Source organism: Sulfurospirillum sp. SCADC (assembly GCF_000743525.1).
Taxonomy (GTDB): Bacteria; Campylobacterota; Campylobacteria; order Campylobacterales; family Sulfurospirillaceae; genus Sulfurospirillum.
Window position 1 is genome coordinate 16,671 of the sequence record NZ_JQGK01000020.1, and the last position, 13,934, is coordinate 30,604.

15 protein-coding genes and 1 pseudogene are annotated in these 13,934 nt (G+C 42.0%); 4 read left to right on the plus strand and 12 right to left on the minus strand.

The genetic code is table 11. The features are described 5' to 3' along the window. Window positions 1-62 precede the first annotated feature (62 nt). Window positions 63-692 (minus strand): hypothetical protein, encoded by a 630-nt coding sequence (locus JU57_RS12115; RefSeq protein ID WP_294877322.1) that lies wholly within the window; start codon window positions 690-692, stop codon window positions 63-65. A gap of 144 nt (window positions 693-836) precedes the next feature. Between JU57_RS12115 and JU57_RS12120 the strand changes: the two genes are divergently transcribed. Beyond that, window positions 837-3,101, plus strand: coding sequence for an EAL domain-containing protein (locus tag JU57_RS12120; RefSeq protein ID WP_037961518.1), 2,265 nt, complete (start codon window positions 837-839; stop codon window positions 3,099-3,101). A gap of 35 nt (window positions 3,102-3,136) precedes the next feature. On the opposite strand, the gene blaOXA is transcribed toward JU57_RS12120, so the two are convergent. Beyond that, window positions 3,137-3,907 (minus strand): class D beta-lactamase, encoded by a 771-nt coding sequence (blaOXA, locus tag JU57_RS12125; RefSeq protein ID WP_037961520.1) that lies wholly within the window; start codon window positions 3,905-3,907, stop codon window positions 3,137-3,139. Between the two features lie 144 nt (window positions 3,908-4,051). Between blaOXA and JU57_RS12130 the strand changes: the two genes are divergently transcribed. Together JU57_RS12130 and JU57_RS14250 are read left to right on the plus strand one after the other, a co-directional pair. Beyond that, window positions 4,052-6,031, plus strand: a complete 1,980-nt coding sequence (locus JU57_RS12130; protein ID WP_051906853.1) for a hypothetical protein — start codon at window positions 4,052-4,054, stop codon at window positions 6,029-6,031. 94 nt (window positions 6,032-6,125) lie between these two features. After that, a pseudogene (locus JU57_RS14250) lies at window positions 6,126-6,191 on the plus strand (hypothetical protein); the annotation flags it as partial. A gap of 162 nt (window positions 6,192-6,353) precedes the next feature. Here the strand turns inward: JU57_RS14250 and JU57_RS12135 are convergent. From JU57_RS12135 to JU57_RS12175, 9 genes are all read right to left on the minus strand, one after another. Further along, on the minus strand, window positions 6,354-6,716 hold the full coding sequence (locus JU57_RS12135; protein ID WP_294877325.1) for a nitrogen fixation protein NifQ: 363 nt from the start codon (window positions 6,714-6,716) through the stop codon (window positions 6,354-6,356). Beyond that, window positions 6,713-7,939, minus strand: a complete 1,227-nt coding sequence (locus tag JU57_RS12140) for an RNA polymerase factor sigma-54 (protein WP_051906854.1) — start codon at window positions 7,937-7,939, stop codon at window positions 6,713-6,715. Before JU57_RS12140 ends, JU57_RS12135 begins: the two co-directional genes overlap by 4 nt. 132 nt (window positions 7,940-8,071) lie before the next feature. Continuing rightward, window positions 8,072-8,368, minus strand: a complete 297-nt coding sequence (locus JU57_RS12145) for a 2Fe-2S iron-sulfur cluster-binding protein (protein WP_037961522.1) — start codon at window positions 8,366-8,368, stop codon at window positions 8,072-8,074. 10 nt (window positions 8,369-8,378) lie between these two features. Beyond that, window positions 8,379-8,717 carry a hypothetical protein gene (locus JU57_RS12150; protein WP_037961525.1) on the minus strand — a complete coding sequence of 113 codons (339 nt, stop codon included), beginning with the start codon at window positions 8,715-8,717 and terminating at the stop codon, window positions 8,379-8,381. A 37-nt stretch (window positions 8,718-8,754) separates the two neighbouring features. Continuing rightward, window positions 8,755-9,117: a nitrogen fixation protein NifZ gene (locus JU57_RS12155; RefSeq protein ID WP_037961527.1), complete on the minus strand. Its 363-nt coding sequence runs from the start codon at window positions 9,115-9,117 to the stop codon at window positions 8,755-8,757. After that, window positions 9,107-9,439, minus strand: a complete 333-nt coding sequence (locus JU57_RS12160; protein ID WP_037961529.1) for a nitrogenase-stabilizing/protective protein NifW — start codon at window positions 9,437-9,439, stop codon at window positions 9,107-9,109. Before JU57_RS12160 ends, JU57_RS12155 begins: the two co-directional genes overlap by 11 nt. Before the next feature lie 55 nt (window positions 9,440-9,494). After that, entirely contained in the window at window positions 9,495-10,010 is a 516-nt protein-coding gene (locus JU57_RS12165) for a flavodoxin (RefSeq protein ID WP_037961531.1), read from the minus strand. Window positions 10,011-10,022: 12 nt separating this feature from the next. Then, window positions 10,023-10,454, minus strand: a complete 432-nt coding sequence (locus JU57_RS12170) for a NifX-associated nitrogen fixation protein (protein ID WP_037961533.1) — start codon at window positions 10,452-10,454, stop codon at window positions 10,023-10,025. Between the two features lie 4 nt (window positions 10,455-10,458). Further along, the gene (locus JU57_RS12175) at window positions 10,459-10,815 is read right to left on the minus strand and encodes a NifB/NifX family molybdenum-iron cluster-binding protein (protein ID WP_037961536.1); all 357 of its coding nucleotides are present in this window, start codon (window positions 10,813-10,815) and stop codon (window positions 10,459-10,461) included. A 275-nt stretch (window positions 10,816-11,090) separates the two neighbouring features. Between JU57_RS12175 and JU57_RS13825 the strand changes: the two genes are divergently transcribed. After that, window positions 11,091-12,944, plus strand: a complete 1,854-nt coding sequence (locus tag JU57_RS13825) for a mechanosensitive ion channel domain-containing protein (protein WP_051906856.1) — start codon at window positions 11,091-11,093, stop codon at window positions 12,942-12,944. A 51-nt stretch (window positions 12,945-12,995) separates the two neighbouring features. On the opposite strand, the gene mmuM is transcribed toward JU57_RS13825, so the two are convergent. Next, the gene (mmuM, locus tag JU57_RS12185) at window positions 12,996-13,931 is read right to left on the minus strand and encodes a homocysteine S-methyltransferase (protein ID WP_037961538.1); all 936 of its coding nucleotides are present in this window, start codon (window positions 13,929-13,931) and stop codon (window positions 12,996-12,998) included. Window positions 13,932-13,934 lie beyond the last annotated feature (3 nt).

Below are 13,934 nucleotides of genomic sequence, written 5' to 3' on the forward strand. Positions count from 1 at the left end.
CCTAAAGCTTCATAAAACATGTTTTATGAGAAACAAAAGGTGAGATGTAAAAGAGGAAGGTGTTAATGCCTTCCTCCTCCATCACGTCTGTCATCATCTCTGTCTGGTTTGTCGGGATGGTTAGTGTTGTTTTTACGGTCATCACGATGATCATCTTTTCGGTTATCATGTCGTTCAGCAGGTTTAGGCTCACTGTGCCTTTGCTGCTGATCGTGATAAACCTGAGGAATGTAAATCTCTTCACGTTTGATCACCACACGTTTGTCTTCGTAGCGATTCTGACGTCTGCTATCGTAGCGATAGTCATCGCGTAAATCATGACGATGGCGTAGGGTATTAAAATCATTGGAAGAGATGATGACACCGACCAAAGAGGCGATTTCTGCCCAGCTTAAATATTGGTTTTGACGGTACACGCTAAGCACATAATCATACGGTTTTCCTGAAAGCTCTGCTAAGCGAAAGATCATATACGCATCGGCAGGTTCACGCACGCTGTCAAGAATGACGATAACGCGGGATTCTGGCATACGAAAGCGATCGGCTAGTCCATAACGGTATCCGTGCGGATCAGAATGGTAGCGGTTATTGAGGCTCAAGCGCCACTCAAAATCGACATCGGCACTCAAACTAAGCGGTGCCATCAGCACACCTAATGCCAGTAGTGAAAATAGACTTGGTTTTAATTTCATTTGTTTTCCTTTGTAAGCACATATACGTTGCGAATCATACCTCATTTACGTTAAAACCCCCTCTTTTTAACCATTTTTTGTTATCGTTTTGGTATGGTAAAAAAATTATGTTATGATTAACCATTGTGACATTAGGAGATTCTTTTGGCGATTATTCAAAAAAATATCTGGATGATTTTTTACATCCTTTTGCTCAGCGCCCTTGTCTTTTTAGGGATTGTCTCTTACGCGAGATGGAATAGTGTTCACGAAAAGTACATGACCGATCAGACAAATCTTGTCAAACTTGTCTCCAACGCGACCCACTCGCTTCTTTTGACCCAAGAGATGATGCTCAACATTTTAGGCAATCAAATCGTTAAAGATCAAAATCCACGCATTTTAGATGATTTGTTACTGCTCAATCCTTCCATTGTCGCGTTTGGATTTACAGATATTGAGGGCAATTACCTCCACACCAGCTCCAATTTTGATAAAACAAAACGTCCCAGTCTTAGGGCTCAAAGCGTTACAAAAGAGTCTTTTGACTACACGTTAAGCCAAACAAAGATGGTCTTAGGAAGGACCTATTTTATCGCTGGAAGTGGACGTTGGGGTATTCCGATCCGTAAAACTGTTTTTGATGATGCAGGCAAAGCCCTCGGCGTTATGACAGCAGGTCTTGGCATCGAAGGTGCGTTTAAACTCTACACAGAAAATCTTTCCCTGGGAGACTACAACAGTGTGACACTGATACGTGATCGTGACCAGTTTGTACAGTTCCAATCCTCCAACCATGAAGTTTCCAAAACTCTTTACGAAACGCCACTGCCCAATAACTTTTTACAAAACGCATTGAAAAGCATCACTCAAAAATATGCCATTTCCCTTGAAGAGGTCAAACAAAAAGGTGAAATTTACACTACAGAAACCACTACGCTGGATGATCGAGTTGTGCAAATCGTCCTTAAATACAACCCTCGTTACGAGCTGTGGATACTCTCAGAGGTTGATCATGCTCACATGGTGCACGATTTTGTTCAAACCTTTCTCATGTATGTGCTTATCTTGATCGTGGTACATGCGATTCTCTTTTTACTCTTTAAACTGATCGCCAATGCGGAGAATAAACGACGATCCGACCTAATTTTCCAAGCGACGCATGATTCGCTTACACAGCTTCCCAATCGGAACTATTTTAAACAATGTATGCAAGAGTGGATGTCTGAAAATGCACCTTCTTTTAGCCTTTTTTACCTTGATATGGACCATTTTAAAAATATCAATGACAGCTTTGGGCACCATTTTGGAGATCTCGTACTGGTTGAGTTTTCCAAACGTCTTTTACGCGTTGTCCCCAAAGAGAGCATCGTGATTCGCCAAGGAGGCGATGAGTTTATCATCTTAAGTTATCTCACCAATGACGAGGAACTCCTCGCTCACGCCCAAATGATTATGCACGAAATTTCACAGCCCTATCACATTCAACAGTTCAATTTTGTCATCGGTGCGAGTGTGGGCATCGCAAAATACCCCGAACACGGTGACACGCTCGATACGCTTCTACGCGCTTCGGATATTGCGATGTACGAGGCGAAGAAGTACAAAAACAGTGTCCGCTTGTTTGTACCGCTGATGCAAGAAGGCTACTTGAACCGCGTCACGGTGGAACAGATGCTGCGCAAAGCGCTCGCCAAACATGAAATCTATATGGTCTATCAGCCTCAAATAGATCACAATGGCGCTATATACGGTGTTGAGGCGTTGGTAAGGTGGCAAAACGAAGAGTTGGGGTTAGTGCCTCCCGATAAATTCATCCCCATTGCGGAAGCATCGGGCTTGATGCCTGACCTTGGGCAATTTATCATCCAGACAACGCTTCAAGAGATGAAAACGTTGCAAATAACGCTTGGAGTCACCTTTCAAACCTCGTTGAATATTTCCATCAAACAGTTTATGGAAGCGCATTTTTTTGAAAAACTAATCTATGAAATCGACCGTGCTAAGCTAGCGCATGTTTCGCTCTGTTTGGAGATTACAGAGAGTCTGTTTATCGAAGATATTGACTACATCTTGCCACTCTTACATAAAATACATGACATGGGACTGCACATCTCCATGGACGATTTTGGCACAGGGTACTCCTCCTTAAGCATCCTTCGCAAGCTTCCCATTGATGAGTTAAAGATCGATAAAAGCTTCGTCGATACGATTTTGAACGACATCACTGCTGAGAAAATGGTTCAAAATATCATCATGATTGGTAAAAATTTGGACTTAAATATTCTAGCCGAAGGGGTGGAAACCAAAGAGCAAGAAGCGTTGCTCAAAAGCTTAGGATGCGACCGTTTTCAGGGCTATTTTTATGCCAAGCCATTAGCTTATGACACGCTCAAAGCGTTTTTTGAAACGCACACCATCGCGTCCTAAAAAACTCCCATGCGCTTTACATGTAAAGGTGTTATTTACTCTAAAATTCCTTTCGCTTTCAGCGCCTCAAGAGTAAGCAGTTTGCGCAAAGGCAGTTCATCCGAAGATGGTGTTAGCAGGTTGGTTGCAAAGAAGTAAACACCACGAGAACTCTTTACATACCCCACGTACCAGCCATGATGTTCCGCCCCTTTGGGCACTGCCCAGCCTGTTTTAGCGCTTAAGGTGTAGTTTTGTCCTTGTTCATCGATCATAATCAATTTAAGCAGATCCAGATGCTTTTGCTCAAAGGGTAAATCATTTTTATAGAGCTTTTTCAAAAAAATGATCTGCTCGTATGCGCTGATGCGAAGCGCTCCATCGAGCCAAAAACGTTCAACATCAACGCCTGTTTTTTCATTGCCATACTCTATTTTGTGCAGATACTCCGTGTATTTTTTAAGCCCAATGGTGCGCGCAAACTGTTGATAGCACCAAACACACGAGGTTTTAAACGCGGAGCTTAAGTTTTGATCGTGATTCCATGCTTTGATACTTCGCTGCACACCATCCCAAACGATGATTGAATCGGCAGTGATGACACCTTCTTGCAAGGCGATGAGGGTATTGGGAATCTTGAAGGTAGATGCTGGAAGTAGTGGCATTTTAGCGCGTACATCATTGTAAACATACCGCTCTTTACCATCCAGCGATTCGATGAGCATCGCACCATTGAGATGATCTTTTTGAAAAAGTTTTGCAATCGTGGCATCTTCAGCTAAAAGTGAACACACAAGACTCAGCATCAAAAGTAGTTTTTGAATCATGCCTTTCCTTTGTCTTTGACTACGCCACAATTATAGCGTTTTAGCGTTACATGTAAACCCAAGAAGTTTGGTTTACCCTTGTGTGCTAGAATGAAAATAGCTTCGAGTGATTCACGTGCGAAACACCAAGCGAAGGAGAGTAGCATGAAACAGACGTTAGAAGAATTTTTACAAACGCTGAGTGAAAGCAGTGAAACTGCGATTGAAAAACTCACACAGATTATCAACAAAATTCGTCCAAAATCTTTCAAAAACAACGAAGAGAGTACCGCCAATATTGAAGCGATGATCTGCCAGCTTGAAGCCTCACCAGAACTTAGAGAAATGCTTTCGTATGAATGTAACGAATGGCTTATCAGCTCTAAAATCTCTAGCAATATCACCTCCTTGGGCATTCTCTCCAAGCAAGGATTCAAAGAGGAGATGAGCAGTCGTCTTTACAATAAATTTTTACCGCAAGCGCCTAAAAAAGGCGATTTTACCTCGTTATTTGCCACGCTTTTTCCTCACACAAAAGACCCTTTGTGGGTTAATGCCATCGATGATGCGCTCTGGGCGAAGTTTTGGAGCATGCTTTTGTACAATGAAGCTTTACATGTAAAGACAAAAATGTACCTTTATCATGAGATTATCTACGCGACGGAGATTTTGGCGATTTGGATTGCTGCTGAAGAGTTTGATGAACATTATATTCGTTTGGATAGGTCGTTATTGACCAAAGACTCTGCGTTTATCGCACTGCAACGAGAGATCAGTAGTCTGTCGCGTTGCATTCAAAATGAAAATCCTGAGGACGAGCTCACAAGGCTTGATTTTCAACACATCGATGTGTTGATCGCTCAATGTTACGACCAAGTCAATTTTTTACGCAAACAGTCGCTCAATAAAGGCATTTTAGTCTCACTCACCTACAACCTTGAGCGACTAGAGCAGATCATCCAAAGGGTACAAAAGTGTGTTCAGCTCATCCAAGAATTTGATACCGATGCCTTTTATGCGACCTTGCTACCACTGTTTAAAGAGGTCGTTGAGAAAAACTGCTCACGCAATTCTCTAAGTGAAGTGCTTAACCAAAATATCAAGATATTGGCGAAAAGTATCGCAAACAATGCCAGCGAACACGGTGAGCACTACATCACGGAAAACACCAAAGAGTACATCGGTATGGTTTTGAGTGCGAGTGGTGCGGGTGTGATTATCGCACTGATGGCATGGAATAAAATAACCATCATGCAAAGCGGATTTGTGCCCATTATCGAAACCATTTTGGCGAGTTTGAATTATGGTTTTGGTTTTGTACTGATCCACCTTTTAGGCTTCACTGTAGCCACCAAACAGCCCGCCATGACCGCTTCTACCTTTGCTAAAGCGGTCGATAGAGCCGATGCCAAGCAAGCCGATCAGCATAAACTTGTTGCACTCTTCTTACAAGTTAGCAGGTCTCAATTTGCCGCTGTTATGGGTAATGTAACGCTTGCGCTTGGTGTTTCGTGCTTGATTGGATTTCTCTACGCACAACACGCTATGCCCATTCTCTCAGCCCAAGAACTCCAGTACTACACGCAAAACTTCAACCCTTTTCCAGGACTTTTCTTCGCTGCCATTGCAGGCGTTTTGCTCTTTACCTCTGGCTTGATTGCAGGGTATTTTGACAACCGCGCAAGCTATTTGGACTTAAAAAGCAGGTACATGCACCTTCCAATCTTAAAAAAAATGACCTCACAAGCGATGAGAGAAAAGATCGCAACCTACCTACACAATAACCACGGCGCGATCATGGGCAATTTTTACTTCGGAATTCTCTTAGGTGTCACACCGTTTGTCGGACACCTTCTCAACCTTCCCCTTGACATCAGACACGTCGCCTTCTCCTCCGCCAACCTTGGCTACATCGTTGCACAAGGCGAACTCTCGTTGCTTGATTTTATCGTAGGTTTAGTGTTTGTCTTGATGATAGGCTTGGTCAATCTCAGCGTCAGCTTCGCCCTAGCCCTCAAAGTCTCACTCAAATCACGCGATGCGGAGTTTGGTCATTTTTTCTCTTTTGTAAAACTTCTTTTTCAAGAAGCCAAACGAAGACCATTGGAGCTTTTCTTTCCGAGTAAGAGAGTTGAGGAAGTGTGATAAATTGTGCCATAATTCGTGAGATAAATCTTTACATGTAAAAAGGAAAAAGATGAAACCCTACATGAGCATAATTACCCTAGGAGTTAGTGATATGGCGCAGTCTATTGATTTTTATCACAAAGGACTCGGATTTCCTAGGCTTGAGCCTTATGAAGAGAAGATTGCTTTCTTTACGCTCAAAGGAACGTGGCTTGCGCTTTATGAGAAAAAAGCACGGCAGTTGTCGTTAAAATCGCATCGTTGTAGATGGCTAAAATGGCTTCCAAATCAGTTTCCGTGGCAAAACGAATCATTGTTTTTACCCTTCTTTAAAGGCAATCTATCCTGCTAATTGACAGGCAAAACAGTTGCTTTGATCTTTACATGTAAAGCACGCAGGTGCGACTCGGTTGATGGAATCGTAGATGAATTTCTTCCACAATTTATCGACAGGTTTGAGCCCAGCGAGTTCAGGGAAGTGGCATTTCATGTATTTGCCCATCTGAACGCGGTTTTTAAACCCCATCGCTTCGTAGAGGTGGTTCATTTTCAGTGACATGGCTGCGATGTGTGGGGCGATGACGTATTTTGAGTAGCGATTTTTGGCATAACCTTGCAAAAAGATCATCACTTCGCGTTCAAGCTTCGTCATCTCTAGTTGACTGTATCGGCTCGTTAGGCTCTCTTCTATGGCGGTGGTCATGCTTGTACCTTATAGATTTTTTTGCGCTCTTTGGATGATGCGACGTTCATCAATTTGCGGTATTTGGTGATGGTGCGTCTGACCATCTTGATGTTAAAGCGCTTTTCAATGCGCTCCAAAAGGTCATCATCGGTGAGCGGTTCACTTTTGTCTTCGTATTCGATCTGTTGATTGATAAAATTCTTAATCTCAGACGAAGAGAGCTCTTTGGTCGCGACGGCATTGGTAAAAAACGATTTTAGGGGGAAAATGCCCTGCTTGGATTCAATGTATTTGTTTGAAATCGCCCGTGAAATGGTCGATTCTGCAAACGAGAGCTCTTCGGCAAGCGTGCTCATATTTAGAGGCTTCAGCTCACCGCCCACAAAGAAAGAGAGCTGTCTCTCCACGACTAAAAGCACAATTTTATACAGCGTTGTTTTGCGAAGTTCCAAAAGATTGACGATGTCGCGCGCCTCTTTGAGCTTCTCTTTGATGTTTTCACTCTTGCTTGAAAAAGGATCGGTAATCAGAATATCAGGATAATAGTCGTTGTTAATGCGCAACCGAATGTCATCATCGACTTCCACGTAAAAATCGGGGATGATCTGTTTGGGTGTCGCTTGATACTCAATCGCTGGAGGATTGGCAAATTTTTTGATGATCGCTTTGGCTTCTTCAAATCGCCCGTGTCTGGAAAATTTATCGACCTTTGCCATCTGATCGATCATCTTAAGAACCAAGTTGTAGAGCTCATCGTCGATGTCATCACTGAGGGCGTCGAGTTGAAAGACAAACGATTCGTGGCTCTCACGTGAACCGATACCATAAGGCTCTAACTTGGAGAAGCGTTGGCGAATGCGCTCAACATACTCGCTGTACACACCACAGGTCACAGCGATCGCTTCTATATCGCCATCAAAATAGCCCTCTTCGTTGATGTCACAGAGAATTTCATGCGCTACTTTTTGTGAAATGGGTGTGGGAAAGAGAGGTGGTACAATTTGTTCGATGATTTTTTCATGCAACGACTCACTTCCAAGTACCAACTCTTCGACAATGCCATGGCTTGAACCTAGGTTTTGCTCAAAGGGACGCTTGACTTCTAAAAAAGGGTTTTCGTACGACAACGTCTCTAGGTGCGTACTTAACTCTTGAAGAGGTAGCTGTAACAATGGGAGCCAAAGCTTCAAAGAGAGGTTTAAACTCTGCTTTTGCTTGAATTCTAGGTTGATACTTCTCATGTATAAATTATGCCCAAAAATGGATTGATTTTGGGCATAATAGGTGATTATTTTTTACACATAGGAAGAAGAGTTTTCTGAAAAACTCCTCGGGATAGAGCTCCTTGAACAGGCGTTCAAGTGAGGGAAATCTTAGTATTTAATACGAACAACACCGTTTGGCTTGTCGATTTTCATTTGACACGCAAGGCGTGAATTTTCTGAACATGTGCCCGCACAAACCTCTTTAAGAACTTTAAACTCTTTTTCATTTTTTGGAGATAAAAACTCCATACCTTGTACGATTTCAACCACACAGGTTCCACATTGACCATCACGACAGCCAAAAGGGAGTGCACTACCACTCGCCTCAACGACATCTTGAATGGTTGCACCCGGTTTTACATTGATTGCTAAAAAATCATTGATAATTTCTACTCTTGTTGTCATATTTTATCCTTTACTTTTTAAATGGTTTAATCAAAACATCGCCCTTGATCATCATCATTGAAGCAATGCGAACTTTTGGGCTAACCGTAAACTGTTGGCAAATATCAGCATCTTCTTGAGAAATGGCACCAAGTTTCACAAGCTCATCAAGCTCTTCATCTTCCATGTAACTTGTTGGCTCTTCTTCGCTGATACTCTCAACACTCACTAAACATGTAGAATGGTCATTACTATCAAACGTGATAGGAATCCCCTTCTCTTTTGCTAGACGAACAACAGGTTCACCTATTTTGGCATCATAGATACCATCTTTTTCTTCATCAAAATGCATAAAGATTACTTTCGCCATGACTTTTCCTCCCTACTAAGATTTTTTTATTATGGTGTTATTGCTTATAATGTTCTATCATCCATTCTGTCTCTTCCGCCTCAAGATCACGGTAAGGTTCCATCGCTTCAAGCTCATGTTCCCGACATCCAATGACTTCAATAACCGCTTCAGCATCTAAAAAATGGACTTCATACACACGAATGACTTGTAAAAACTCACCCATGCCACGAATGTAACCGACTGAGCCTTTTTTAATCATCACGTCGCCAATTTTGAGATACGGATAGGTACCATCGTTCTTGACATCTTCCAAAAGTTTGACTTTCTGACCGAGAAAAAACTTCGCTTTGGCTTCGTCTTTACCTGAAAGTTTTGCCATCACATTGTTGTGTAAAACAACGTCTTCGCTAGCAGGCACAGTTTCCTCCTTCCGATGCAGTAGCACACGCTAAACATCCTTTGGCTTTGCCATCTTCGAGCATTCCCCACACCTCAGCAGCACTAGGAGCATGCCCATGTTTATAGTCCATATAAACGCGAATCAAGGCAAATTTTAAAAAATCCATCAAGTATTTTTCATCGCCATTAAAATTTTCAAACCCTTTTTTAATGAGACTTCCATACTCTTTCATAATATGAAAACGCTTGACTTCCACAATATGTTTATCATAGTCAACGCCAAAAAATTCAAAAAAATCTTCTGCATCTTTCAGTTCATAATATCGCTCAAGCGTTCTCATGTTATTTCCTTTATCCTTAATAGTTTGTATACTAAAGGGTTGTATGTACAACCCTTTATATCTCGCCTTTTAACTGCTCAATCCAGTTTTCAATGCGTTCACTGGTTTTCTCTTTTTCGTTGATGTTATCGATGGCTAAACCACAGAGTTTGTCACCCACTTCGGCTAAAGAGGCTGCGTAGGTGTAACCCTCTTTGTCCACAAAACCGATGATTTTTGCACCTGCTTTGGTAAAAATTTGATTGAATTTACCAAGGGCTGAACAAAAATGTTCGCCATGCGTTTTGCTATCCCCTGCGCCAAAAAACGCAACTTTTTTACCTGCAAAGCTGATATTCTCAGAGGTGATCTCAAACAGTGCATCAACCCAACTAAAATGCACATCGCCTTGTCCCCATGTAGAGGTTCCTAAAAACAGCACATCGTAGTTTTCAAATTGTTCGACACTGTCAAAGTCATCTTCCATCAAAATACAATCGTCATCTTCTACTTCAAAAGCCTCTTTTAAAGCCTCTGCTACCAACGTTGTATTGCCGCCCGCACTTGCGTAAAATATACCAACCTTTGCCATGTTCTATCCTGATTATTTTTTATACATTTCGTAAATTTCGATGGCTTCTTTTAACATCTTGCCACCCTCTTTGATGAGATCAGCATAGGTTCTAAAACTGTAACGATGCGCATCTTTAAAGAATTTGTTGGTGATGACAATCTTCTCTGCTAAAACCACCGCACGTCCAAAACCTTCGTGACTCATCTCCATAACGACTGAGCACATAATGCCCAGCTTGAGCTCAAACGCCAATGCAATCGATTGAAAAATCAGACGAATATCTTTAATCTGCATCTCATCAATATCTGCAATAATCGGAACGTTTTTAAGTTGCTCTTTGGTCTTAATGTATTTATCACTCAACACCTCTTCATCGCTCTTTTTCGCCCAAGTCCCAAACTGATCCAGAGCTCTAATTTGCGAGGTGAGGGTTTCGATGAACAACTTTTCAAGCTCATTCATAGCATTATCCTCTTGCTTCTAAGATTTTTTTGATAAACGGTGGAGGATTGGTTGCGATCATCGTTTGGAGTTTATTAAGCTCGGTTTCGATGTTAACAACCTCTTTGTATTTGATAGGAAATATTTTGCTATTGACGACTTTTGCCGCAGCGGCAGGTCCAATCTCGACACAGTACATAATGTCAACATGTTCATTCTGTAACAGCTCAACTCGACCTTCAGTTCGCTCTTCGCCTGTTGGAACGACTCCTGAGAGTGCAAACCCCTCAGCATTCACGTCATACACGGCAAATTGCTCTCCAGAGCCAAAATGGGCATCAATATTCTTGAGATCGTTTGTAAAAAACGCAACCTTGACCATCGTTGTATCCTCCTATCGTTAACGTTGTTCATTCCTTTACAAGAAGTGTTCCGTTGAGTGTTCTGGCTTCCTTCTGAGTATTTCCAACTCTATTTTATGCTACGATTGTTACAGGTGAATTACATTAATTAGTCGACGATGATCGCCTGAGGCTCTTTACAATATTGCTTTACATGTAAGAAAAAAATCCTTACATGTAAAGCAACAACACTACTTCTTAAACCCATTGAGGGTATAATATCTTTTATTTTATTACCTCATTTTGGAGTCAATTTATGGCGTTAAACCCCTTTAAATCGTTGATGGTTCTAGCGTTTTTACTTTCAATCTCTGCTTGTGCCGACGATCAAAACAGCTCTTTAGTCAATGCGGACAAAACTGTCTATGTCAATCTGCTCAAAAACATCAAAGACTCACCTCAAACGAACGATGAATTTGCTTTACAAAAAGTGCTTCTTGAAAAGCTGATCAACACGCAGCCTTCAACCATCACGCAAATGCCTATCAACACACCTACGAACATTGACGAATACAGCAATCTTTTTAATCGCTATAACGATGATTCGCTTAAAAAAATCGCTCTTGATAAAAAAATCAACTCGATTGCATTGAAAATCAAAACACTCGAAAAAGAGATTAAAAGTTTGGATGTGAACAGCACGTCTATTCGTACTCTGCAACTTCAAAATGCGCTTTATACAAAATCACTGCAAGAATTTAAAGATCAAACTGAAGCGTTAGCACAAGAGATGCTCTCCATTGAAAAGATGTTAACCGAATCCTTGAAAAACATCACCTTTGATCCTGAAAATCAGGCCAAAAAAACAGCCACGAATCGTGAAGAGGTTTTAAAACTACGCACAACGCTCGATAATTTTTTAGTGAAAAAAGAGCGTTTTGAACTCTTAGGAGATAACCGCGATCGAGGGGTTTCTGCTACGGCGATCAGCGCTAAAGAAGATGCCTACACCAAAGCATTGAGAGAGACGATTGGCTCTTTATTTTTAGAGTTTTCCAATGCCTTAAAATCCAAAAATGAAAAGGCATTTGCTTTGGAGAAAAGCATCCTTGATGAGGTCGCACTCTTAGATAAAACAGATATGATTAACGAATCGATGGCGTCACTTTTGCATGCAATGGAGAAAAAGTATTTTGGTACGCTCGATACCATCGCAGGTTCCACAACCCAAGAGTTCAAAAATATTGTAAAATCGACATGGGGCATACTTACTGAGCCTATTTTTACAACGAATGGTACACCGATCACAACGTTGAAACTGATCTTAGCGCTCTTTATTTTTCTCATTGGCGTTTTTGGTGGCGGGTTTTATAAAACCAGCATTAAAAAAATTGCGAACAATAGCAAATCGATCAATTTAGCAACCCGTACGATTTTAGCCAATATTGGCTACTACGTCATTCTCTTAGCCGCTTTTTTTATCGCCTTAAATGTCTTAGGCATCGACCTCTCTTCGATTGCACTTGTAGCAGGTGCCCTTTCGGTGGGTATCGGTTTTGGTCTGCAAAACATCGTCTCCAATCTTGTCTCTGGCATCATTTTGATGTTTGAGCGCAGCATTAAAATTGGTGATTTTGTGGAGCTCTCAGGAACCGTGCATGGTCATGTCACCGATATTCGTATGCGCTCCACAACCCTTAATACCAACGGAAATATCGATGTCATCGTTCCCAATCGCAACTTTATTGAAAACAATGTGATTAACTGGACGATGCACGATAAAATAAAACGTTTTGATATTCCTTTTGGTGTTGCCTATGGCACGAAACCTGAACATGTGATTGCGGTGATTAAAGAAGCCGTTGTTAACAGTGGGTATAGCGATATTATCGAGGCTCATGATAAATTCACCAACGTCATTATGTCGGGCATGGGAAGCAGCAGTGTTGATTTTATCCTGCAAGTATGGATTCATGGTGAAGAAATTTTGGCACCGAGTAAAACCATGTCCAGATTTTTGATTATTATCTACAACACGCTCAACGCACATGGCATCGAAATTCCCTTTCAACAACACGATGTGCATATTAAAAGTATTGATAAAGAGAGTGCTTTGAGCCTTACGAAACCCCAAAGCGTTGAAAAAAAAGTGGACACAGCCAATACGTAACCGCATTTACATGTAAGAAAAATCCTTACATGTAAAGAGTGGAAATACCTATTAAGCTCTTACCCACTGCGCGATCTGTGCAATGTCCTCAGGCGTGGTTTGACAACATCCCCCAATGACGCGCGCCCCTTTTTGATACCACGTATACGCCATCTTGCCATACGATGAACTTTTTGAAAGTCCATCCCACGTTTTGGTGAGCGCATTGTAGGTCGATCCGCCATTGGGGTAAACGATGATCGGCTTTGAAGAAACCGCTTTGATCTCTTCGATGAGTGATTCGATGAACTCGGGAGCGGTGCAGTTGATGCCAATCGCGATGATCTGTTTTTGCGTTTCTAAAAACTGCGCGCACTCACGAATACTCTCGCCGCTGTTGATATGCTCTCCATCTTTAGCGCTAAAACTCACCCACGCACACATCGTTGAAAATGTCTCTAAGAGTTTGCAAAGCGCTCGTACTTCGATCAAACAAGGCATCGTTTCGCACGCCAAAAGATCGGGCTTGGCTTCGATGAGTGTCGCCAGTCGTTTACGGTGAAACTCCATCAACGCTTCCACACTCAGCCCATAATTACCCCGAAACTCTGAACCATCAGCAAGATACGCCCCATACGGTCCCACCGAAGCAGCGACCAAAGGCTTGTGTCGTTTGGCATGATTTTTGGTTTCGCTCCAAAACGCATCACGTACATTTTGAGCGATGGTGATCGAAGACTGAATCAGCGCTTTAGCTTCTGCTTCGCTCATCCCACGCTTCATAAACCCCTCATAGGTTGCTTGGTAACTCGCCGTCGTAATGCAATCACTGCCAGCTTTGAGGTAATCCAAATGCACTTCCGCAATCGCTTCAGGCTTTTCCATCAGAAACTTTGCCGACCACAGAGAGTCGTTGATGTCGTAGCCTTTGCGCTCAAGCTCCGTGCCAAACGCTCCATCGATGATGAGTACTTTTTGCTTGCTTAAAATGATTTCAATGGGATTCATACG